The organism is Brevundimonas vesicularis (assembly GCF_027105095.1).
In the GTDB taxonomy this organism is placed as follows: Bacteria; Pseudomonadota; Alphaproteobacteria; order Caulobacterales; family Caulobacteraceae; genus Brevundimonas; species Brevundimonas vesicularis_E.
Window position 1 is genome coordinate 1,539,341 of the sequence record NZ_CP114278.1, and the last position, 22,274, is coordinate 1,561,614.

The 22,274-nt window shown below is 65.0% G+C and carries 20 protein-coding genes; 12 read left to right on the forward strand and 8 right to left on the reverse strand.

All coding sequences use genetic code 11. The features are described 5' to 3' along the window. Positions 1–11 precede the first annotated feature (11 nt). Entirely contained in the window at positions 12–680 is a 669-nt protein-coding gene (locus O2K97_RS07730) for a DUF1499 domain-containing protein (RefSeq protein WP_269221060.1), read from the forward strand. Here the strand turns inward: O2K97_RS07730 and O2K97_RS07735 are convergent. Further along, positions 677–1,579, reverse strand: a complete 903-nt coding sequence (locus O2K97_RS07735) for an MBL fold metallo-hydrolase (RefSeq protein ID WP_269221120.1) — start codon at positions 1,577–1,579, stop codon at positions 677–679. The two genes, O2K97_RS07730 and O2K97_RS07735, sit on opposite strands and share 4 nt — an antisense overlap. A 66-nt stretch (positions 1,580–1,645) precedes the next feature. Between O2K97_RS07735 and O2K97_RS07740 the strand changes: the two genes are divergently transcribed. Continuing rightward, positions 1,646–1,792, forward strand: a complete 147-nt coding sequence (locus O2K97_RS07740; protein ID WP_181669112.1) for a hypothetical protein — start codon at positions 1,646–1,648, stop codon at positions 1,790–1,792. 3 nt (positions 1,793–1,795) lie between these two features. Here the strand turns inward: O2K97_RS07740 and O2K97_RS07745 are convergent, their stop codons facing one another. Further along, positions 1,796–2,179, reverse strand: coding sequence for a hypothetical protein (locus O2K97_RS07745; protein ID WP_269221061.1), 384 nt, complete (start codon positions 2,177–2,179; stop codon positions 1,796–1,798). A gap of 431 nt (positions 2,180–2,610) precedes the next feature. On the opposite strand from O2K97_RS07745, the gene O2K97_RS07750 reads away from it, so the two are divergent. Together O2K97_RS07750 and O2K97_RS07755 are read left to right on the forward strand one after the other, a co-directional pair. Continuing rightward, a complete protein-coding gene (locus O2K97_RS07750) occupies positions 2,611–5,586 on the forward strand; it encodes a TonB-dependent receptor plug domain-containing protein (protein WP_269221062.1) in 2,976 nt (991 codons plus the stop codon). A 234-nt stretch (positions 5,587–5,820) separates the two neighbouring features. Then, positions 5,821–6,288 carry a hypothetical protein gene (locus O2K97_RS07755; RefSeq protein WP_269221063.1) on the forward strand — a complete coding sequence of 156 codons (468 nt, stop codon included), beginning with the start codon at positions 5,821–5,823 and terminating at the stop codon, positions 6,286–6,288. Positions 6,289–6,333: 45 nt separating this feature from the next. Here O2K97_RS07755 and metH read toward each other — a convergent pair whose 3' ends face one another. The 4 genes from metH to O2K97_RS07775 are packed head-to-tail and all read right to left on the reverse strand — an operon-like array spanning position 6,334 to position 11,995. After that, positions 6,334–9,000: a methionine synthase gene (gene metH, locus O2K97_RS07760; protein WP_269221064.1), complete on the reverse strand. Its 2,667-nt coding sequence runs from the start codon at positions 8,998–9,000 to the stop codon at positions 6,334–6,336. Continuing rightward, complete coding sequence (locus O2K97_RS07765) at positions 9,001–10,083, reverse strand: homocysteine S-methyltransferase family protein (RefSeq protein WP_269221065.1); 1,083 nt, start codon at positions 10,081–10,083, stop codon at positions 9,001–9,003. Further along, positions 10,080–11,036: a methylenetetrahydrofolate reductase [NAD(P)H] gene (gene metF, locus O2K97_RS07770; protein WP_269221066.1), complete on the reverse strand. Its 957-nt coding sequence runs from the start codon at positions 11,034–11,036 to the stop codon at positions 10,080–10,082. The genes O2K97_RS07765 and metF overlap by 4 nt, the downstream gene beginning before the upstream one ends. Further along, positions 11,036–11,995: an ArsR/SmtB family transcription factor gene (locus O2K97_RS07775; RefSeq protein ID WP_055808527.1), complete on the reverse strand. Its 960-nt coding sequence runs from the start codon at positions 11,993–11,995 to the stop codon at positions 11,036–11,038. Before O2K97_RS07775 ends, metF begins: the two co-directional genes overlap by 1 nt. A 119-nt stretch (positions 11,996–12,114) precedes the next feature. Between O2K97_RS07775 and O2K97_RS07780 the strand changes: the two genes are divergently transcribed. Then, the gene (locus tag O2K97_RS07780; RefSeq protein WP_269221067.1) at positions 12,115–12,519 is read left to right on the forward strand and encodes an EF-hand domain-containing protein; all 405 of its coding nucleotides are present in this window, start codon (positions 12,115–12,117) and stop codon (positions 12,517–12,519) included. Positions 12,520–12,521: 2 nt separating this feature from the next. Here O2K97_RS07780 and O2K97_RS07785 read toward each other — a convergent pair whose 3' ends face one another. Together O2K97_RS07785 and ettA are read right to left on the reverse strand one after the other, a co-directional pair. Then, positions 12,522–13,448: a 2-hydroxyacid dehydrogenase gene (locus O2K97_RS07785; RefSeq protein WP_269221068.1), complete on the reverse strand. Its 927-nt coding sequence runs from the start codon at positions 13,446–13,448 to the stop codon at positions 12,522–12,524. A 29-nt stretch (positions 13,449–13,477) separates the two neighbouring features. After that, a complete protein-coding gene (gene ettA / locus O2K97_RS07790; RefSeq protein ID WP_269221069.1) occupies positions 13,478–15,145 on the reverse strand; it encodes an energy-dependent translational throttle protein EttA in 1,668 nt (555 codons plus the stop codon). 802 nt (positions 15,146–15,947) lie between these two features. On the opposite strand from ettA, the gene fabD reads away from it, so the two are divergent. The 7 genes from fabD (at position 15,948) to gmk (ending at position 22,233) form a co-directional block, all read left to right on the forward strand. Continuing rightward, complete coding sequence (fabD, locus tag O2K97_RS07795; RefSeq protein WP_269221070.1) at positions 15,948–16,889, forward strand: ACP S-malonyltransferase; 942 nt, start codon at positions 15,948–15,950, stop codon at positions 16,887–16,889. Positions 16,890–16,976: 87 nt separating this feature from the next. Continuing rightward, positions 16,977–17,717 (forward strand): 3-oxoacyl-[acyl-carrier-protein] reductase, encoded by a 741-nt coding sequence (gene fabG / locus O2K97_RS07800; RefSeq protein ID WP_055808649.1) that lies wholly within the window; start codon positions 16,977–16,979, stop codon positions 17,715–17,717. Between the two features lie 179 nt (positions 17,718–17,896). Continuing rightward, entirely contained in the window at positions 17,897–18,136 is a 240-nt protein-coding gene (locus tag O2K97_RS07805; protein ID WP_008264317.1) for an acyl carrier protein, read from the forward strand. Positions 18,137–18,287: 151 nt separating this feature from the next. Continuing rightward, positions 18,288–19,559 carry a beta-ketoacyl-ACP synthase II gene (gene fabF, locus O2K97_RS07810; RefSeq protein ID WP_269221071.1) on the forward strand — a complete coding sequence of 424 codons (1,272 nt, stop codon included), beginning with the start codon at positions 18,288–18,290 and terminating at the stop codon, positions 19,557–19,559. 1 nt (position 19,560) lies between these two features. After that, the gene (mltG, locus tag O2K97_RS07815; RefSeq protein WP_153924322.1) at positions 19,561–20,721 is read left to right on the forward strand and encodes an endolytic transglycosylase MltG; all 1,161 of its coding nucleotides are present in this window, start codon (positions 19,561–19,563) and stop codon (positions 20,719–20,721) included. Continuing rightward, positions 20,718–21,602: a YicC/YloC family endoribonuclease gene (locus tag O2K97_RS07820; protein WP_269221072.1), complete on the forward strand. Its 885-nt coding sequence runs from the start codon at positions 20,718–20,720 to the stop codon at positions 21,600–21,602. Before mltG ends, O2K97_RS07820 begins: the two co-directional genes overlap by 4 nt. Continuing rightward, entirely contained in the window at positions 21,592–22,233 is a 642-nt protein-coding gene (gene gmk / locus O2K97_RS07825) for a guanylate kinase (protein WP_269218822.1), read from the forward strand. Before O2K97_RS07820 ends, gmk begins: the two co-directional genes overlap by 11 nt. Positions 22,234–22,274: the final 41 nt, after the last annotated feature.

Sequence of the window (22,274 nt, forward strand, 5' to 3'; positions counted from 1 at the left end):
CCGGAGCCTGAATGCCGACCAGAAAGCCCGTACCCGCCATTCTGCCCTGGCTGACGGCGCTTGCGGCGGCGCCCTTTGTTCTGATTGTGGCGGCCGTTACGGCGACGCGGTTCGGCGGGCTCGATCTGGCGATCGGCTATGACCTGCTGACCTGGACCGTAGCGCGCCTCCTGGCCTGGGTCGGTCTGGCGGCGGCTCTGGTGGCGGCGGTGCTGGCGCTGCGCGACCTGAAGGGCAGGGGTCTTTATGCGCTGGCGGCGTTAGCTCTCTCGGGTGCGACCGTCGCCGGCTTCGTGCTGCGTCAGGGGCAGGATGCGACGCCCCATCCGCGTGACGTCAGCACCAATCTTGACGAGCCGCCCGGCCTGCCGCGCGCCGCCGGCCTGCGCAGCGGCACGCCGCAGACCTGTGTGGGCGTAGACGCCAGCCCGACCCAGGTCCTGGCCCAGCAGGCGACCTCGGCGCTGGTCGACGCCGGCTTCGTCGTCACCCGCGCCACAACCTTCCAGGTCGAAGCCGTGCACGCCGGCGCCTGGTTCGGCTTCGCCACCGACGCCGTCGTCCGCATCCGCCCCGGCCGCACCGACATCCGCGTCGCCGCACGCGGCAGCCGTCCTGACGGCGGCGCCACCTGCCGCCTCGCCGCCAAGATTGCTCGAAACCTGGAGGCGGGACGCTAGGCCAGCCGGAACTGCGCCGACAGGCCGGGCGCGCCGTCGCTGATCGCCGCGCCGTCCTCGACCAGCTTGATCAGATTTGCCAGCACCGACAGCGAAGCGGCCGGCCACAGCCGCTGATCGACTGCGGCGTACAGAACCGGGACCATCTGCGCGATCGTCCGATCCCCCGCCGCAAGCCGCTGGAGCACTTGCGCCTCCCGCTCCAGCCGATGAGCGCGATAGGCCTCCAGAAACGGCCGCACCTCCGTCACCGGCGCTCCGTGCGTCGGCCACAGCACGTCGAAGTCGCGCGCGATCACCGCCTCCAGGCTGGCCATATACTGGCGCATGCTTCCATCTGGCGGCGCCACGACCGTCGTTGACCAGCCCATGACATGGTCGCCGCAAAACAGCGCGTTCTCCTCGCGCAGAACAAAAGCCATATGATTTAACGCATGGCCGGGCGTGAACATCGCCTCGATCGTCCAGCCGTCGCCTTCGATGACCTCGCCGCTCGTCAGCACCACATCGGGCGCGAAGTCCGCATCCTCATCCTCGTCCAGCGCACCCGACGCATGCGTTTCCCGCATCGGAGGCCGGGCCGCCCAAATCCGTGCTCCGGTCGCCTCGGCGAACGGCCGGGCCAGAGGCGCATGATCCCGATGCGTATGCGTCACCAGCACATGGCTGACCAGCCGCCCCTCGACCGCCGCCATCAGCGCCGCCAGATGCGCCTGATTCAGCGGCCCCGGATCGATCACCGCGACCTCGGCGCCTGCCTCCGGCCGGCCGACGATATAGGTCCCCGTCCCGGTGAAGGTGAAAGGCCCCGGATTGTCGGCGATCACCCGCTGGATCAATGGCGACAACTGATCGCGCCGCCCATAGGCGAAATCGAACGCTCTCACGAACGGGATCATCGGCACGGACGCGTTTGGCGCAGAGCTTGCGTTAACGTCTCGGTAATCATGCCTGGAGCGCCCACAATGGCCCGTTCGATCGCCAACGCTGTATCAAATCGGCTCCCGTTCGTCGCGGCGGCGATCCTGTGTCTCGCCGCGGTGCAACTGATCGCCGCCTCCTGCACGCCGGAGCCCGCACCCTATGCGGCGCGGGTTCTCGTTCAGCGGTAGCTTCTATTGGCGACGGACGCGAACCGCGCGGCTACGGTCCAGCGTCATCATGAAGCTGCCTAATGCTGCGCGGCGGATACGTACTTGCACGCCCGCTCTATTGGGGAACCTCACTGAATCTGAATCGACTTGGCGCCATTCAGACCCGTCTGCCAAGCGGAAAAGCCATTTCCCATCGACGGTAGCGGTTGCGGAAGTCAACGTCGTTTCAATGGCTTCCACTTCAGGTTCTGCGGTTCCTCCCAGACGAGCTGCAAAGGGGTTGGTGAACTGGAAACCGAACAACTGACGGTTTGCGTCTCGGACTTGGGCGCGGTCCATCACGACGATGTCGCCGGTCTGTTCGGCAGAATCTAGCCGCGCCACTGCCTCATCGTAGCAGACCAATCGTGCTGTCTCTGCTGAGATGCTACGGCAAGCGGCCACATCCTTTAGCGCTGCCGCACGGTCTGGTTGCGTTTGAGCGATGGCCAACCTCGGCTCACCAATGACCATCAAGGCCGAAGCTGTGGCGACTACAAACAGCCCCCTATTGCGCATTTTCGTACCCTAAAAAGAGCCGTGTTGGAGTTGATTTGGTCAAAAAAGGCCAGATCGACCTAAAAGCTATCAGATATTTCTGCCTACAAGAAGCGTGGTGATTTTGCGACAGTTCTGCCTCAATGGTGTTGCTCAGGTGTAATTGCCATGGCGAGGAGAGCAAAGCCGGGTCACTCTCGCTGAGTCTACATCATGCTTCAGAGCGCATAGATGTCAGGGGACAATGTTGCGGCGGCTATTGTCGCTGAGTTTCGGCAAACCTCAGAGGGGAAAATTACGTGAGATCTCAGAACCAGCGCAGGCGTCTGCTTGAGTCCACCATTATCGCTGGCTTCGCCATGATCGGCCTGAGCACCCCCGCTCTGGCGCAGTCGACGGACGAAGCCGTAAATGTCGATGAAGTCGTCGTTACCGGATCGCGCATTCCCCAGGCAAATCTGCGCACCACCAGCCCAGTGACGCAGGTTACTGGCGAAGATATCCGCGTCCAGGGCGTTACGCGCGTGGAAGATCTGGTGAACCAACTTCCTCAAGCGTTCGCAGCCCAGAACTCGACTGTCTCCAACGGCGCTTCGGGCACGGCAACGGTGGACCTGCGCGCGCTTGGCCCGGACAGAACGCTGGTTTTGATCGACGGTCGCCGTATGGGTTACGGCTCGCCCAACGACACTGCTGCTGACCTTAACCAGATCCCCGGGCAACTTGTTGAGCGTGTTGAAGTGCTGACCGGCGGGGCTGCTGCAGTTTATGGCTCCGACGCGATCGCCGGTGTCGTGAACTTCATCATGAAGAAGGACTTCGAAGGGCTTCAGGTTGACGCTCAATACGGCTTCTTCCAGCACCACAACGACTACGATGGCCCGGGTAATCTGCGAACCGTGATCCAAGGACGGTCTGCGGGCAACCCTGCTCAGTTCAAGCTGCCTGATGACGATGTGATGGACGGCTTCAGCCGTGAAGTCACGATCGCCATGGGCGTTAACGCCCCGGACGGGCGCGGCAACGTTACGGCCTTTGCTGGCTACCGGAAGAACAACAAGATTCTTGGCCGTGATCGTGATTACTCGGCTTGTTCGCTTGGCGGGGAGTCGGCGGGTAGCTTCACGTGCGGTGGTTCCTCCACTAACGCTACGGGCCGTTTCCTGTCTCTGGACAGCGGGGCCAATCTCACTGTCGCGGACGGCGGCGGTTTCCGTAACTACACCGCAAACGACGCCTACAACTTCGGCCCATTGAACTATTATCAACGGCCTGACGAGCGCTACACTCTGGGCGCTTTCGGAAACTATCAAGTCAACGATAAGATTGAAGCGTTCGCGTCGCTGAACTTCAGCGACTACAGCACGGTCGCGCAGATCGCGCCGTCTGGCATCTTCTTCGGCGGCGGGACTTCGGCAAACGGCGGCTACAACATCAGTTGCTCCAATCCGCTCCTGACGCCCGCGCAAGCTGCGCAGTTGGGATGCGCCCCTGGCGTCGGCTCGGTCGAAGTGCTGATCGGTCGCCGCAACGTCGAAGGCGGCGGACGTCAAGATGACATCAGCTCTCAGAACTACCGCGGCGTGGTTGGCATTCGAGGCGATCTGAGCGATGTGTGGAGCTACGATCTGGCAGCATCCTATTCGAAGGTCAGCCTGAGCCGCATCTATCGCAACGAGTTTTCGAACACTCGTATCGGCCGCGCGCTTGATGTCGCTATTGATCCCGCCACAGGTCAGGCCGCGTGCGTTTCTGCGATCGATCCCGATGGGCCGACCGGACCGCTGGCGGCCGTTGACGCGGCCTGCGTGCCCTACAATCTTTATGCTCCGGGGGGAGTCACCCAAGCGGCCCTGAACTATATTCAGGTACCCGGTTTGCAGCGCGGCATCACCGAGCAGCAAGTCATCACCCTGGCGACCACGGGCGATTTGACACAGTATGTACGCAGCCCGCTTGCGGAAGGCGGCCTTCAGGTCGCGTTCGGCGCCGAATATCGTCGTGACAAGTTGGTCGCCACATCGGACCAGGCGTTTGAAACCGGCGACCTGGCTGGACAAGGCGGGCCTACCCAAAGCGTGGCCGGATCGGTTCAGGTCTATGATCTGTTCGGTGAGTTCCGAATGCCGCTGATCGAAGGTCGTCCGTTTGCCGAGCAAGTGTCGATCAACGGCTCCTACCGTAGATCGACTTACGACAAGTTCAACTCGGACGCCTATGGCCTTGGCGTCGACTGGGCGCCGATCAGCGACCTTCGCTTCCGCGCCAGTCTGGCGCGGACGACCCGCGCTCCCAACGTGATCGAACTGTTCCGGCCGGAAGGCTTGAACCTCTATGATGCGGATGGCGACCCCTGCGGACCGAACCCTACCGCAACGCTAGCGCAGTGTGTGGCGACGGGCGTTCCTGCCGGGCAGTACGGGCTTGCGACCGACAATGGCGGCCTGCTTGAAAGCCCTGCGGGCCAGTATAACTTCCTGCAAAAGGGCAATGCTGATCTGGCTCCGGAGACGGCGGACACCTTTACGGTTGGTGCCGTTATCACCCCGTCGTTCCTGCCGGGCCTGAACGTTTCGATCGACTATTACGATATCGATTTGAAGGACCGGATCGACATCATCGATCCGCTGGTCACGCTGGATAACTGCTACGTCAATAATGAAGCGGCTGCCTGCTCCCGTATTGTCCGCAGCGATATTGGGACCCTTTGGACGACGGGCGGCTATATTGAAGCCTTCAACACTAATATAGGCGGCCTAAAGACTTCGGGCATCGATATCAACGCCAACTACAGCATGGATCTGGAGCGCGTTGGGCTCGAATCCTATGGCAGTCTGGCATTCAATATGGTCGGATCTTGGTTGGAGAAGCTTGAAACTGATCCGGGTGCCGGCGCTGCAGCTTACGACTGCGTCGGCAAGTTCGCCGGTGAATGCGGCACGCCCAAGAACGAATGGCGTCACCGCGCTCGCGTGACCTGGCAGATGCCTTGGAATGCCGATCTTTCGGCGACATGGCGCTACTACGGCGAAGTGGAGAACGTCGCTGGCGCCGGACGTCTGGACAGCAAGTTTGATGCGCAAAACTACTTCGATCTGTCCGGTAGCATTCAACTGCGCGACAATCTGAAGTTGCGTGCCGGCATCAACAACATCCTCGACCGTGATCCACCACTGTCGTATTCGGTTGGCACGACCGGAAACAACAACACCTATCCGCAAACCTACGATGCGATGGGACGTTTCATGTTCATCGGTATAACGGCCGACTTCTAAGTCTAGAAATCGGTTAGGAGACGGGGCGGCAAACTTGAGGGTTTGCCGCCCTTGTTTTTTGTAGTCATGGAAAAACCATTTCGTTTGACGAACGTTATGACGACCACAAGACCAGAGCCGGGAGGCTCTTACCCAAGGATGACCATGCTAAAGACCGCTGCCCTACTGGCTGCCGCTGTTGTGATCACGAACCTTTCGGCTCACGATCGTGCCGTAGCTCAAGACGGTCCGATTGTGACCGGAAACCGGCCGACGGAGACTGCCGATGCGGTGAAGACGCGCGAGGCCATCGCCTATGCACGGCCGCTGCCGCGGGGCGCGCCGAGCGCCGACTATCCGCTGGTGGCGTGGTGCGATGCGCTGGTGACCGGGCACGCCGATCTGGGCGAGACGCTGACGTCGCGCGCGCCGGAGGATGTCGAGCTGGTGCGTCTGGGCCGTCTCGAAGCCCAGGATTTCCGCAGCGCCCTGGCGGCGGCCGCGCCGCGCCAATCGGCCGCTTCGAAGGCTGAGGCCGAGCAGGCCGTCGCCGCCGTCAAGGCGCAGTGGGCCCCGCTGATGGCCAATCCCGACGCCGAGGCGCGCAGCCAGTCGTTCGGCCTATTCTTCGGTCTGCCGGGCCGCTGCGAGCACGCCGCGCGCCGCCTGCGCGACAACATCACCACGCCGCCCGCCACGCTGGAGAGCGTCGGCATCAACTGATCAGTTCGGCGGTTATCCGATGACAGACGGCGGCTTGAGTTCGGCTCAAGCCGCCGTTTCGCGTTTGGCAGCGTAGGGATCGTAGTTGAGGATGGGGGCCAGCCAGCGCTCAGCGGTGCCGACGTCCCATCCCTTGCGGCGGGCGTAATCCTCGACCTGGTCGAGATCGATCTTGCCGACGCCGAAATAGTGGCTGCCCGGATGGCCGAAGTAGAGGCCCGAGACAGAGGCCGGGGGCGTCATGGCGAAGCTTTCCGTCAGGGCCATGCCGGCATTGTCCTCGGCCTGAAGCAGGCGGAATAGCGTTGCTTTTTCTGTGTGATCAGGCTGGGCGGGATAGCCCGGGGCAGGGCGGATCCCCTGGTATTGTTCGGCGATCAGCGCATCGATGTTGGTCGTTTCGTCGGCGGCGTAGCCCCACAGGGTGGTGCGAACTTCCTTGTGCAGCCGTTCGGCGAAAGCCTCGGCCAACCGGTCGGCCAGGGCGGTGACCAGGATAGCGGAATAGTCGTCGCCAACGTCCTTGAAGCGTTTGGCGATCTCCAACTCGCCGTGTCCTGCGGTGACGGCGAAGGCGCCAATATAGTCATCGCCCACATTGGCTATGAAGTCGGACAGGGCCAGATTTGGCTTGCCGTTCGACTTCTCGATCTGCTGGCGTAGCGTGTGGAAGCGGGCGATTTCCGTGTCGTGGCCTTCGTCGGCGTACACGATGACATCGTCACCGTCCGCGCGCGCCGGCCAGAAGCCGACGACGCCTTTGGCCGTGAACCACTTCTCGTCGATGATACGCTTCAGCATGACTTGCGCGTCGGCGAACAGGTCGCGCGCGGCCTCGCCGACGACCTCGTCGTCCAGGATCAGCGGATAGCGGCCGATCAGCTCCCAGCTGGCAAAGAAGGGTGTCCAGTCGATGTGGTCGGCCAGATCCTGCAGGTCCCAGGCGTCAAACGCCTTCACGCCAAGGAAGGCCGGCTTGCCGGGCAGGGGCTGGGCGGGGTCGATGCGGAAGCGGTTCTCGCGCGCCTGAGCCAGGGTGGCGCGGGCCTTCACCTCCTGGCCGCGCGCATATTGCTCGCGGATGCGGATGTATTCGTCGCGGGTGGCGGCCTCGTTCTTCGCGCGCTCGGTCTTGGACAGCAGGCCCGAAACGACGCTGACGGCGCGCGAGGCGTCGACGACATAGGTGGTCGAGCCCCGGCGATAGGCCGGCTCGATCTTGACCGCCGTATGGGTGCGGCTGGTGGTGGCGCCCCCGATCAGCAGGGGAATGTCAAAGCCGCGCCGCTCCATCTCGGCGCCGACAAAGACCATTTCGTCCAGCGACGGCGTGATCAGGCCCGACAGGCCGATGATGTCGACGTTGTGGGCCTTGGCCTCGTCCAGGATGCGGTCGGCCGGGACCATGACGCCGAGGTCGATGACCTCGTAGTTGTTACATTGCAGCACGACGCCGACGATGTTCTTGCCGATGTCGTGGACGTCGCCCTTGACGGTGGCCATCAGGATGCGGCCCGCCTGTTCGCGGGGTTTGCCGGCCTTTTCGGCTTCCATAAAGGGCTCCAGCCAAGCGACGGCCTGTTTCATCACGCGGGCGGACTTCACCACCTGCGGCAGGAACATCTTGCCCGAGCCGAACAGGTCGCCGACCACGTTCATCCCGTCCATCAGCGGGCCTTCGATGACGTGCAGCGGGCGCTCTGACGCCTGGCGCGCCTCTTCGGTGTCGGCCTCGATGAACTCGGTGATGCCGTTGACCAGGGCGTGTTCGATCCGCTTGCCGACCGGTTGTTCGCGCCATTTCAGATCGACGACGCGGGCCTGACCCTTCTCGCCCTTGTAGCGGGGCGCCATGTCGACCAGACGCTCGGTATTTGTGACATTGGCTCGCTGCGGCCGGTTCAGAATGACGTCCTCGACCGCCTCGCGCAGTTCGGCGTCGATGTCGTCATAGACCGGCAGGTCGCCGGCGTTGACGATCCCCATGTCCATGCCGGCGTTGATGGCGTGGTACAGGAAGACGCTGTGAATCGCGCGGCGCACCGGCTCGTTGCCGCGGAAGCTGAACGAGACGTTCGACACCCCGCCCGAGATGCGGGCGTAGGGCAGGGTGCGTTTGATCTCCCGCGTCGCCTCGATGAAGTCGACGGCGTAGTTGTCGTGCTCCTCGATCCCCGTCGCCACGGCGAAGATGTTGGGGTCGAAGATGATATCCTCGGGCGGGAAGCCGACCTCGTTGACCAGGATGTCATAGGCGCGGGTGCAGATTTCGATCTTGCGCGCGGCGGTGTCGGCCTGACCCACTTCATCAAAGGCCATGACGACGACGGCGGCGCCGTAGCGCAGGCATTTGACCGCCTGTTCGCGGAACTCAGCCTCGCCCGCCTTCATGCTGATCGAGTTGACGATGGGCTTGCCTTGAACGCACTTCAGGCCCTCCTCAATCACTTCCCACTTGGAGCTGTCGATCATCACCGGCACGCGGGCGATGTCGGGCTCGGCCGCGATCAGGTTCAGGAAGGTCCGCATGGCGACGACGCCGTCCAGCAGCCCCTCGTCCATATTGACGTCGATGATCTGGGCGCCGGCCTCGACCTGCTGGCGAGCGACGTCCAGCGCCGCCGAATAGTCGCCCTCGACCACCAGCTTGCGGAACTTGGCCGAGCCGGTGACGTTGGTCCGTTCGCCGACGTTGATGAAGACAGGACGCACTTACGCTACCAATTCAAAAGGTTCGAGGCCGGACAGGCGCAAGGCCACAGGCCGTTCCGGGATGGCGCGGGGCTTCAGCGGCGCGACCTCTTCGGCGACGTGACGAATGTGGTCCGGCGTCGTGCCGCAGCAGCCGCCGACGATGTTGACCAGGCCGGAGGCGGCCCATTCCTCGATGAAGTGGGCGGTCTCGTGCGGCTCCTCGTCGTACTGGCCCATGGCGTTGGGCAGGCCGGCGTTGGGGTAGGCGGCGACCAGGGTGTCGGCGACGCGGCTCAGCTCGGCGATAAAGGGTCGCATCAGGTCGGCGCCCAGGGCGCAGTTGAAGCCGACGGCGAACGGTTTGGCGTGGCGTACGCTGTTCCAGAAGGCTTCGGCTGTCTGGCCTGACAGGGTGCGGCCCGAGCGGTCGGTGATGGTGCCGCTGATCCAGATGGGCAGAGCGTCCATGCCTTCGTCTTCCAGGTCCTTGATCGCCTTGATCGCGGCCTTGCAGTTCAGCGTATCGGTGATGGTTTCGATCAAATAGAGATCGACCCCGCCTTCGTTCAGCGCCTTCACCTGATGGCGATAGGCCTCATAGACCTGGTCGAAGGTCACACTGCGTGCGCCGGGGTCGTTCACGTCGGACGACATTGAGAGCATCTTGTTCAGCGGGCCGATGGAACCGGCGGCGAAGCGCGGCTTGTGCGGCTCCTTCTCGGTCCAGCGATCGGCCGAGGCGCGGGCCAGTTTCGCGCCCTCCAGATTGATGTCCCACACCGCCTGGGCGTCCAGGGCGTAGTCTTCTTGTGCGATAGTGGTGCCCGAGAAGGTGTTGGTCTCTGAGATGTCGGCGCCGGCGGCGAAATACTGGTCGTGCAGGTCGGCGATGATGTCGGGCCGCGTGATGCAGAGGATGTCGTTGTTCCCCTTCATCTGATGTTTCTCGTCATAGCCGTTGGCTGCGACAAAGCGGTTGGCGCGGAAGTCGGCCTCGTCCAGCCCGCGACGCTGGATCATGACGCCCCAACTGCCATCGAGGACCAGGATGCGTTTCTTGGCCGCCTGATACAGGGCGGCGATGCGTTCCGTGCGGGTCATTGGGCTGCCGCCGTCTCGCGCACGCCCAGAACGCGACAGATCGCATAGACCAGGTCGGCGCGGTTCAGGGTGTAGAAGTGGAAGTCGGAGAAACCCTCTTCCTGCAGACGCGCGCACGTCTCGGCGGCGACGGAGGCGGCCAGCAGTTTGCGGGTTTCGGGATCGTCGTCCAGGCCGTCGAAATGCGCCTTCAGCCAGTCGGGGATGCTGGCGCCGCACGCGCCGCACATCCGCTGAAGACCGGCGAAATTGGACACCGGCATGACGCCGGGGATCAGGGGGATGGTGACGCCCGCCGCCCGCACCCGGTCGCGGAAGCGCAGGAAGGCGTCGATGTCGAAGAAGAACTGGCTGACGGCGCGGGTCGCGCCGGCATCGATCTTGGCCTTCAGCACCTCGATGTCGTGATCGATGGAGGGGCTTTCGGGGTGGCGTTCGGGATAGGCGCCGACCGTGACGTCGAATCCGCCGATGCGGTTGATGGCGGCGGTCAGTTCCGTGGCGTTGGCATAGCCGTCGGCGCGCGGCTGATAGACGCCGCCGATGCCAGCCCCGCCGGGCGGATCGCCACGCAGCGCCACGATGTGATCGACGCCGATGGTCTTATAGCCTTCGATGACCTCATCGACTTCTTCCCGGCTGGCCTCGACGCAGGTCAGGTGGGCGGCGGGGCGTAGCGAAGTCTCGGTGATGATGCGCTGGACTGTGCGGTGGGTCCGCTCGCGGGTCGAACCGCCGGCGCCGTAGGTGACGGAGACGAAGGCGGGGTTCAGCGGCTCCAGACGGCGGATCGCCTTCCACAGATTGGCCTCGGCCTCATCGGTTTTGGGCGGAAAGAACTCGAACGAGACGCGCACGGCGTCGCGGTTCGATCCGGCGCGGGCCACAGGGCCAAGAGGCGACAGCAGCAGGGCGCGAGCGTCGGCCAGGTTGAGGGAGGCGGAGGAGGCCATCAGGCGGTCTTTCTATCCTGGACGCGGCGTTCCGCCGTCCAGATGGTCACGGTCAGGCCCTCGGCATCGTGGGGCAGGGCGATGGGGGCCGATGGCGTCAGGCCGCCGTCAATGAGCCAACCGTTGATCTCGCTGTCGGCGAAACCCAGGCGGCGATGCTGATGCGCCTCGCGCATATGTTCGAAGTCGTGCGGGGCGAAGTCGATGATGACCAGGCGGCCGCCCGGACTGACCAGGCGGGCGGCCTCAGCGACGGCGGCGGACGGATCGGACAGGTAGTGCAGCACCTGATGCACGATCACCAGATCGGCGCTGGCGGCGGGCAGGCGGGTGGCGAAGATGTCGCCGTGGCGCAATTCGACCTGCTCCACGCCCGCCTTGGTGACGTTGGTGCGGGCGATGTTCAGCATGTTCTGACTGAGATCCAGCCCGACTGACATCTTGGCCTTCTTGCCGAACAGGGTCAGCATCCGGCCAGAACCTGTGCCCAGATCGACGACGCGTTCGAAGGGGCCGGGACCGACCGCCTTTTCCAGCGCCGCCTCGACAGCGCTTTCGCTCACGTAGAGCGAACGCAGGCGATCCCACTGGGGAGCGACCTGTTCGAAATAGCTGGCGGCGGCTTCCTCGCGGTCCTTGCGGACCTCGTCCAGACGCCGATGATCCGCCTCGCCGGCGTCCTCGGCCAGGATGTCCAGCACCGTGTCGATCAGCCGGCGCGCCTGGGCGTCATGCGACAGGCGGTAGTAGACGCGGGCGCCGTCGGGAAAGCGTTCGATCAGCCCGGCGTCGGTCATCAGCTTGAGATGGCGGGACACCCGAGGTTGGCTCTGGTCCAGGATGCGGGACATTTCCATGACCGAAAGCTCTTCGCCCGCGAGCAGCGACAGAACGCGCAAACGGGTGGGTTCGCCGGCGGCGCGGAGGGCTTCGACAGTCTGATCGGCGGACAAACTCATATGCTCATATAAAGATATCCTTATATGATTTGGCAAGCGAAATCGGTTTCTTGGAAACGCATCGACGGGAATGGTTCGTGCGCGCGTTAAAGCCAGCAGACCCGTCTTGGAGTGATCTCATGCGTAGCCTGTTCATCGCCGCTCTTGCTGTCGCCGCCGCCGGTCCGGCGTTGGCCCAGAGCGACTTTCCCGAGACGCCCATGCCTCAAATGTCTGGGCCTGAAATGTCAGGGCGGCCTATGGGCGGACAGATGCGGCCGCCGGAGCGCGAAAACCTGGCCCAGATGCAGGCGCGCATGACCCAGATGTTCAACCGTCTGGACGCCAATGAAGACGGCGTGGTCGACGCCAGTGAACTGGCCAATGCGCGGGGCGGTCGGATGCTGGCGCGCTTCGACGCCGATGCGGACGGGCGCCTTACTCGCGAGGAGTTCGACGTGGGCCTCGCCGCCGCCTTCAAGGCGATGGACAAGAACGGCGACGGCGTGGTGACGGCGAACGAGCGGCCGCAGCGTCCCCGCTGAAGTCAGACGACGGGCGTCTTCAGCGGCTCGCCCGCGAAATGCGCCTGCAGATTTTCGATCAGCAGCATCAGCATGCCCTGCACCCCGGCGGTCGTGGCCCCTGCGGTGTGGGGCGTCAGAATGACATTGGGCACGTCGGCCCAGCGAGCTGGATCGGTCGGCTCTTCGATGAAGACATCCAGGGCGGCCTGACCCAATGTCCCTGACTTCAAGGCGGTGATCAGAGCATCCTCGTCCACGACCTGGCCGCGCGAGACATTGACCAGCAGGCCGTCGGGGCCAAGCGCCTCGATGATGTCCTGCGAGATCAGGCCGCGATTGGTCTCGTCAGCCTTGCAGGCGACGACCAGGATGTCGCTGGCCTTGGCTAGCGCCAGCAGGCTGTCGGCGCGCGGCCATTCGGCGTCGTGCGGCCGCGGCCCCCACCAACTGACCGCCATGCGGAAGGCCTCGGCGCGGTCGGCGACGGCCCTGCCGATGTGGCCCAGGCCGACGATGCCCAGCTTCTGGCCGGCGAGCGACGTTGTGATGGTGCGCGTCTCGAAGGTCCAGCCGCCGGCGCGGACCTGACGGTCGCCCGAGGCGATCTGGCGACGCGCGGCCAGGATCAGGCCCATGGCGTGATCGGCGACATCCTCGTGATTGACGCCGGGGGCGTGGGTGACGGGCAGGCCGCGCTGGCGGCACCAGTCGATGTCGATCCCGTCATAGCCGGAGGTAAAACAGGCCACGAGGTCGAGATTGGGCAGGCGTTCGATCAGCGCCTTGTCCAGGGCCGCCTCGCCGGCGACGACCATGACGCGGATGTCATGGGCGGCCTCGATCGGCGGACCTTCCCAGAAGCGATAGACGTCGTAGGCGCTCTCCAGAAATCCCGAGAGCGGCGCAAGATGCCGCTGCATGATGAGAACGGCGGGGCGTTGGGTCATGCAGCGGCTCCTCTTGTCAGGTCAGGCGATCAGCGGCCGAACTTCTGGTGCTGAATACGCTTGGGTATGATGCTGTCGGCGCCCAGGCGGCGCATCTTGTCCTGTTCGTAGGCTTCGAAGTTGCCCTCGAACCATTCCACATGGCCGTCGCCCTCGAAGGCGAGGATGTGGGTGGCCAGACGGTCAAGGAACCAACGGTCGTGGGAGATGACCACGGCGCAGCCCGCGAACTCTTCCAGAGCCTCTTCGAGGTTCTGAAGGGTCTCGATGTCCAGGTCGTTGGTCGGTTCGTCGAGCAGGATCAGATTGCCGCCCGAGGCCAGGGTCTTGGCCAGGTGGACGCGGTTGCGCTCACCGCCAGACAGCTGGCCGACCTTCTTCTGCTGGTCGCCGCCCTTGAAGTTGAAGCTGCCGACATAGGCGCGGGTGTTGATCTCGCGCTTGCCGACCATCATCACGTCGGTGCCGCCCGAGATGGCCTGCCAGATGGTTTCGTCCGGCTTCAGGTCGTCACGCGACTGATCGACATAGGCCAGTTTGACCGTCTCGCCGACGCGGATCGTGCCGCCGTCAGGCTGTTCCTGGCCGGTGATCAGCTTGAACATGGTCGACTTGCCAGCGCCGTTCGGGCCGATGACGCCGACGATGCCGTTGGGCGGCAGCTTGAAGGTCAGGTTGTCGAACAGGGTCTTGTCGCCGAACGACTTCTGCAGACCCTCGACTTCCAGAACGACATTGCCGAGGCGCGGTCCGGGCGGGATCTGGATGTGGGCGTGCGTCTGGGCGCCGCGCATCGATTCCTGTTCCTCGACCATCCGCTCGTAAGCGGCCAGACGGGCCTTGGACTTGGCCTGACGGGCCTTGGCGCCCGAACGGACCCATTCCAGCTCGCGGGTGAGGGCGCGCTGGCGCGCTTCGGATTCCGACTGCTCCTGAACCACGCGCTTCTGTTTGGCTTCCAGCCACGAGGAATAGTTGCCCTCGTGCGGGTGGCCCTTGCCGCGGTCCAGCTCAAGCGTCCACTTGGTGACCTGGTCCAGGAAGTAGCGGTCGTGGGTGACCAGGATGACGCAGCCGGGGAAGTTTTCCAGGTGGTGCTGCAGCCAGGCGACGGATTCGGCGTCCAGGTGGTTGGTCGGTTCGTCCATCAGCAGCATGTCGGGCTTGGACAGCAGCAGGCGGGCCAGGGCCACGCGGCGCTTCTCACCGCCGGACAGATTGGTGACTTCCCAGTCGTCGGGCGGGCAGCGCAGGGCGCCCATGGCCTGGTCGATCCGGGCGTCGATGTCCCAGACGTCGCCGGCGTCGATCTTCTCCTGAAGGGAGGTCATCTCCTCCATCAGTTCGTCGGTGTAGTTCTCGCCCAGTTCGGCGGCGACTTCGTTGAAGCGGTTGACCCACTGCTTCTCTTCGCACCAGGCCTCGACGTTCTGGCGCACGTTCAGGGCGGGATCGAGCTGGGGCTCCTGTTCCAGATAGCCGCGCTTGATGCCGTCGGCGGCGCGGGCCTCGCCGTTGAACTCGTTGTCCAGGCCAGCCATGATCTTCAGCAGGGTGGACTTACCCGAGCCGTTGACGCCGACGACGCCGATCTTGGCGTCGTTGTAGAAGCTGAGCCAGATGTTCTCGAAGATCTTGCGGCCGCCGGGGAAGGTCTTGGTCAGACCCTGCATCTGGAAAATATATTGCTGCGCCATGAGGTGCGGTGCGCCCTTCGGGTTCGTCTGAATGGGGAGTTGCGCCGGATGTAGCGATCCTGCGCGCGAAGGGCAAATATGGCGGGCAAGCGTCTTCGCCCTCGCGCGGTCGCAGCGAAGTTTGGAGGGCTGGGCGGAGCGCCGGGCCTTCGCCCGGAGTTCTGTGGTTGGAGTTACCGTTTCGACGAAGGGTATGACGCTCCGCGCGGAAGGTTGGCCTGCAAGCTCGGGGCGCCGAGCGGTGGCGGTCTTATCGCCTAACCCCATAAGCCTGCGACGGGCGGGTCGGAGCAGCGATCCCCGATCCCCGGTGCGGCCGAGTATCCCCCTCGACCCTGCGACGCGACTGCGGACGCCGGGGCGATTCCCCGACCGATCAGCCCCGGCGCCGCGATGGGATCTCACCATCGCCCCCGTTCCCTCCGCTCTCGCCGCCGCAAGGTCGCAGGCCTTACGAGCCCTCCATGCGACGAGACGGATGCATTATGGGGCCGTTTGACCCCGTGGATGGGAGACGGGGGACATAAATCGGCAAGCGATTGGAATCGCATCGGATAGACCAGCGGCATTGCGATGGCTGAGCATCGTCTCCTCCCCATTCATGGGGGGGTGGCTCGAAGCGCAGCGGAGAGACGGAGGGGGGCTTCGCGCATCCCCTGTGCCCGTGGGACTTGAAGAACCCCTCCACCGCTTCGCGGTCCCCCTCCCCGCCAAGCGGGGAGGAGACGATGGGCGGTGCTTGCCCTCGGGTAAGTCTGGGCTTACGGGTCCGCGCCTTGATGAACGATTCAGGGAGCGGTCGATGACCCTCGCACTTCTGTTTCCGGGACAGGGCAGCCAGGCCGTCGGCATGGGCGCGCCGTTGGCGGACGCCTTCCAATCCGCTCGCGACGTCTTCGCCGAGGTGGACGAGGCGCTGGGCCAGAAGCTGTCGGTGCTGATGCGCGAAGGCCCCGAGGATCAACTGACCCTGACCGAGAACGCCCAGCCCGCCCTGATGGCGGTGTCCGTGGCGGCGATCCGGGCGTTGAAGGCCGAGTTCGGCTTTGACGTGGCGAGCGCGGCCTATGTGGCCGGTCACTCGCTGGGCGAATATTCGGCGCTGGCGGCGGCGGGCGCGATTTCGCTGTCGGATACGGCGCGGCTGTTGAAGCTGCGCGGTCAGGCCATGCAGCGCGCCGTGCCGGTGGGGCAGGGGGCGATGGCCTCGCTGATCGGGCCCAAGACCGATCTGGCGCTGGCTGAAGCAGCGGCGGCGGCCGGGGCCGAGATCGGCGTCTGCCTGGTCGCCAATGACAACAACAACGGCAATATCGTCATCTCGGGCGAGAAGGCCGCCGTGGACCGGGCGATCGAGAAGGCCAAGGAACTGGGCGCGCGCGCGATCCCGCTGAACGTGTCGGCGCCGTTCCACTGTCCGCTGATGCAGCCGGCGGCCGACGAGATGGCCGCCGCCCTGGCCGAGGCGAAGATCGCCGCGCCGGTCGTGCCCGTCGTCGCCAACGTCCTGGCGCGGCCCGAGAGCGATCCGGAAGTCATCCGCCGCCTGCTGGTTGAACAGGTCACCGGCCGGGTGCGCTGGCGCGAGAGCATGGAATGGATGGCGACCGAAGGCGGCGTGACGCGCTTTGTCGAGATCGGCTCGGGCAAGGTGCTGACCGGCATGGCCAAGCGGATCGCACCGGACGCCGAGGCCTTGCCGCTGAATACGCCCGAAGAGTTGGAAGCGTTCGCCAAGGGCTGACGCGGGACGCGTGGCGACGGCTTCGTCACGCGACTTTGCTTTTCCTCGCCACTCGGCACTAATCACTCGCCACGACGGAGAGACAAAATGTTCAATCTTGCAGGCAAGACCGCGCTGGTGACCGGCGCGACGGGCGGGATCGGCGGGGCGGTGGCGCGGGCGCTGCATGCCCAGGGCGCGACCGTGGTGCTGTCGGGCACACGCGAGGCCGTGCTGGCCGATCTGGCCAAGGAGCTGGGGGAGCGGGCGCATTTCGCCACGGCGAACCTGTCGGACCCGGAATCGGTCGACAATCTGGTCAACGCAGCCGAAACGGCGGCGGGCTCAGCCTTGGACATCCTGGTGGCCAATGCAGGCATCACCAAGGACGGCCTGCTGATGCGGATGAAGGACGAGGATTTCCAGTCGGTCCTGACCGTCAATCTGGAAAGCTATTTCCGCCTGACCCGCGCGGCGGTGAAGGGGATGATGAAGCGCCGTTCGGGGCGAATCATCGGCGTCACCTCGGTCGTCGGCGTGACCGGCAATCCGGGCCAGACCAACTATTCGGCGTCCAAGGCCGGGATGATCGGCTTTTCCAAGTCGCTGGCGCAGGAGGTCGGCTCGCGCGGCATCACGGTCAACTGCATCGCGCCGGGCTTCATCGCCTCGCCGATGACTGACGTGCTGAATGATCAGCAGCGCGAAACCATTCTGGGCCGGATTCCGGCGGGCCGGCTGGGTTCGGGCGACGAGATCGCCGCCGCCGCCGTCTATCTGTCGTCCGATGAAGCCGCTTATGTGACGGGCCAGACCCTGCACGTGAATGGCGGAATGGCGATGATTTAAGGGCTGCGGCCCTTATCACGTCGCGCAACAGACTATTTCCAGCCCGAAAGCCTGTGCTAAAGGGTTGAATGCGTCGGCGGTTCGGGCTTTCGGGCTTGCGTCGCCATCGCTGCCGTGAGACGGCGATTTCTGAGCTACCCCCGCCTCTACGGCGATTTCAAACAGGCAGAGAGACACTCATGTCCGACACCCTCGAGCGCGTTCGCAAGATCGTCATCGACCATCTGGACGCCGATCCGGACAAGGTCACCGAAAAGGCCAGCTTTATCGACGACCTGGGCGCCGACTCGCTCGACAACGTCGAGCTGGTGATGGCCTTCGAAGAAGAATTCGACATCGAGATCCCGGATGACGCCGCCGAGCACATCCAGACGGTCGGCGATGCGGTCAAGTTCATCGACGAAAAGTCGGCCGGCTGATCTCAGTCGCCGATCTCGGCCGAACAGGCTGACGGTTCACAGGGCCGCCCGGCGCTCCTAGCGGAGACGCCCGGCGGCCTTTACTGTTTCTGACCCGCGCGAATCCGCGATGATTCCGAAGGGTCGGGCTGGAGATAAGGGAGCACGCACCATGCGCCGCGTCGTCGTTACGGGCATCGGTCTGCTGACCCCCCTGGGTTGGGGCGTCGAGAAGAGCTGGAAGGGCATCGTCGAGGGACGGTCGGGCATCGGTCCGATCACGGCCTTCGATACCGAGGGATACGGCTGCACCATCGCGGGCGAAGTGCCGAGCGTGGATGGGCGCGGCGGCGGCGGCGAGGGCGACTTCGACCCCGAGAAGATCATGTCCGCCAAGGACAGGAAGCGGGTCGACGACTTCATCCTGTACGCCATCGCGGCGGCGGACGAGGCCCTGGCCGACGCCAACTGGAAGCCAGAAACGGACGAGGACAAGGAGCGCACCGGCGTCATGGTCGGCTCCGGCATCGGCGGCCTGGGCCCCATCGCCGACACGGCCATCGTGTTGAAGGAACAGGGCGTGCGTCGCGTCAGCCCCTTCTTCATTCCCAGCGCCCTGATCAATCTGGCCGGTGGCCAAATCTCGATCCGTCATGGCCTGAAGGGGCCGAACCACGCGGCGGTGACCGCCTGCGCCACGGGCGCCCATGCCATCGGCGACGCGGCCCGGATGATCGCGCTGGACGACGCGGACGTGATGGTGGCGGGCGGGGCCGAAAGCTCGGTCGTGCCGATCGGCATCGCGGGCTTTCTGGCCTGCAAGGCGCTTTGCACCGCCTATAACGACACGCCCGAGAAGGCGTCGCGTCCCTATGATCGGGGCCATGCGGGCTTCGTCATGGGCGAAGGCGCCGGCATCCTGGTGCTGGAAGAATACGAGCACGCCAAGGCGCGCGGGGCCAAGATCTATGCCGAGGTCGTGGGCTACGGCATGAGCGGCGACGCCTATCACATCACCGCCCCGTCCGAGGACGGCGAAGGCGGGGTGCGGGCCATGAAGGCGGCGCTGAAGCGGGCCGGTCTTCAACCGTCAGACCTGGACTACGTCAACGCCCACGGCACCTCGACCATGGCCGACTGGATCGAGCTGAAGGGGATCGAGGGATTGGTCGGCGATCATGCGCAGAATCTGACCGTCTCTTCGACCAAGTCCATGACCGGCCACCTGCTGGGCGCGGCGGGCGCCATCGAGGCGGCCTTCTGCGTGCTGGCGATCCGCGATCAAATCGCGCCGCCGACGATCAATCTGGACGACCCCGAGATGGAGACGCCCATCGACCTGGTCCCAAACAAGGCCAAGCCGATGAAGATCGATGTGGCCATGTCGAACAGTTTCGGCTTCGGAGGCACAAACGCCTCGGTGATCTTCAAGAAGGTCGACTGAGATGTTCGGGCGCGGGCGGGTCGAGAAATCCAGCGGGCGGTCGGGTTTTACGGTCTCGCTGCTGACCGCGTCCGCGACCTTCGGCCTGTTCCTGTTGGTGGCGCTGATCGCCGTCTGGGCGGTCTATTATGCTCCGGGACCGTCCGCGCGGCAGGGGCAGACGACGGTGGTCACCCTGCCCAGCGGGTCCGGCGTCTCCGCCATCGCCGCGCGGATGAAGGCCGCGGGTGTGATCCGTTCGACAGACCTGTTCCGTGCGGCGGCGACCCTGACCGGCGCGGATCGTCGGCTGAGGGCCGGCGAATACGAGGTGCCGTCCGGCACGTCGCTGGCCGGGGTGCTGAACCTGTTGGTCGAGGGGCGGGTAGTGCGCCATTTCGTGACCCTGCCTGAGGGCTGGTCGTCGTTGCAGGCGGTGGACATCCTGAACAAGGAGGCGGTGCTGACCGGGACGGTCGCCGAGACGCCCGAGGAAGGCAGCCTGTGGCCCGACACCTATGAAGTTTCGCGCGGCGACACCCGCCAGTCGGTGATCGACCGGATGCAGCGCGCGGCGACCGAGAACCTGCGTCTGCTGTGGAGCCAGAGGTCGCCCGCGACCGTGGCGCGCACGCCGGAGGAGGCTGTGATTCTGGCCTCCATCGTGGAGAAGGAAACCGCGCTGGCGGCGGAACGGCCGCGTGTCGCGGCGGTGTTCACGAACCGTCTGCGGGCGGGGATGCGGTTGGAGAGCGATCCGACCATCGTCTATGGCGTGACCAAGGGCAGGCCTTTGGGGCGTGGCATCCGGCGTTCGGAGTTGCTGGCTCAGACGCCATGGAACACCTACCAGATCAACGGGCTGCCGCCGACGCCGATCGCCAATCCGGGTAAGGAAGCCGTCAAGGCCGTCTTGAACCCGCCGGCCGATCCGGCACTGTTCTTCGTGGCGGATGGCTCCGGCGGACACGCCTTCGCCCTGACCTATGACGAGCACCTGCAGAACGTCGCGCGGTGGCGTCAGATCGAGCGCCAAAAGGCGGGCTTGCCGCCGGAGGCCACGCCGCCCGCAACGCCGGGAACCAGTGCGGCGCCGATGACGACCGAGCCGGCCGCCGCGTCGATCGAGAATGGTCAGGCGACGATCACCCTTCCGGCCGGCGCGACGCAGGGGCCCCGATGAGCACGCTTTCTGGCATGACCGGCTTCGGCCGGGCCGACGGGGCCGGCGAAGGCTGGACCTGGTCGGTCGAGGCGCGCTCCGTCAACGGGCGCAATCTGGAGGTCCGCTTCCGGGGACCGAACGGTTTCGACGGGCTGGAGCGCGCAGCCAAGGCGGCCGGCCAGGCGCGGTTCGCGCGGGGTCAGGTCACCATCGGCGTTCAGGCAAAGCGAACCGAAGCCGGCGAGGCGGCGGTCACGATCAACGCCGCCGTGCTGGCGCGCTATTTGACGCTGGCGAACGAACTGGCCGAGGACGGAGCAACGCCGCCGTCCGCCGACGGCCTGCTGGCCCTGCGCGGTGTGATCGAGGCGCCCGAAGAGGCGGACGATCCGGAGGCGCGCGCGGCGGTCGAGGCGGCCATGACCCGCACGGTCGAAGAGGCGCTGGATGCGCTGAAGGCGTCACGCCAGAACGAGGGCGCGCAACTGACGCCGGTGCTGGACGAATTCATCGCTCGGATCCAGGCACTGGTCGCCCAGGCGGAAGGCGAGGCGACCGCGCAGGTCGAGGCCATTCGCGATCGCTTCACCCGCCGAATTTCCGAACTGGCGCCCGATGCGCCGGGGCTTGAGGACCGGATCTTCCTGGAAGCAGCCGCTTTGGCGACCAAGGCCGACGTGCGCGAGGAGCTGGATCGGCTGACCGCCCATGTCGCCTCGGCGCGTCAGCTTGTGGCCTCGGCGCCCGCCGGGCGGAAACTCGACTTTCTGATGCAAGAATTCATGCGTGAGGCCAACACGCTGTGCTCGAAATCCGCTACGACCGCGCTCACCGGAATCGGCCTGGAGCTCAAGGCCGTCATCGAACAGTTGCGTGAGCAGGTCCAGAATGTCGAATGAACGCAGCCCCCGCCGGGGCGTCCTCCTGATCGTCGCCAGTCCTTCGGGCGCCGGCAAGACCTCGCTGTGCCGCCGGTTGATGGCCGATCATGGCGGGTTGGAGCTGTCCGTCTCCATGACCACGCGCGGCATCCGGCCGGGCGAAGTGCATGGGCGCGACTACAACTTCGTCGGCCATGACGAGTTTCAGCGCCTGATCGACGAGGACGCCTTCCTGGAATGGGCGGACGTCCACGGCAATCGCTACGGCAGCCCGCGCGCGCCGGTGGACAAGGCGCTGGCCGAGGGACGCGACGTGCTGTTCGACATCGACTGGCAGGGCGCGCGCGACGTGGCCGAGAAATGCCCGGAGGACGCGGTGCGCGTCTTCATCCTGCCGCCTAGCCTGGAAGAGCTGCGTCGCCGCCTTGTCACCCGCTCACAGGATGCCGACGACGTGATCGAGCGCCGTGTGGCCAACGCCAAGGGCGAGATCGAACACTGCGACGCCTTCGACTATGTGCTGGTGAACGAGGACTTCGACCGTTCCTACGCCGAACTGGCCCACATCTATCACGCCGAGCGTTCGCGCCGGTTCAGGAACTTGTGGGTCGGCGACTACAAGGCGGCTCTGTTGAGCGAAGCCGTCTGAATAGAAACAGCGCCACAGGCCATGGGGACCTGCGGCGCTGT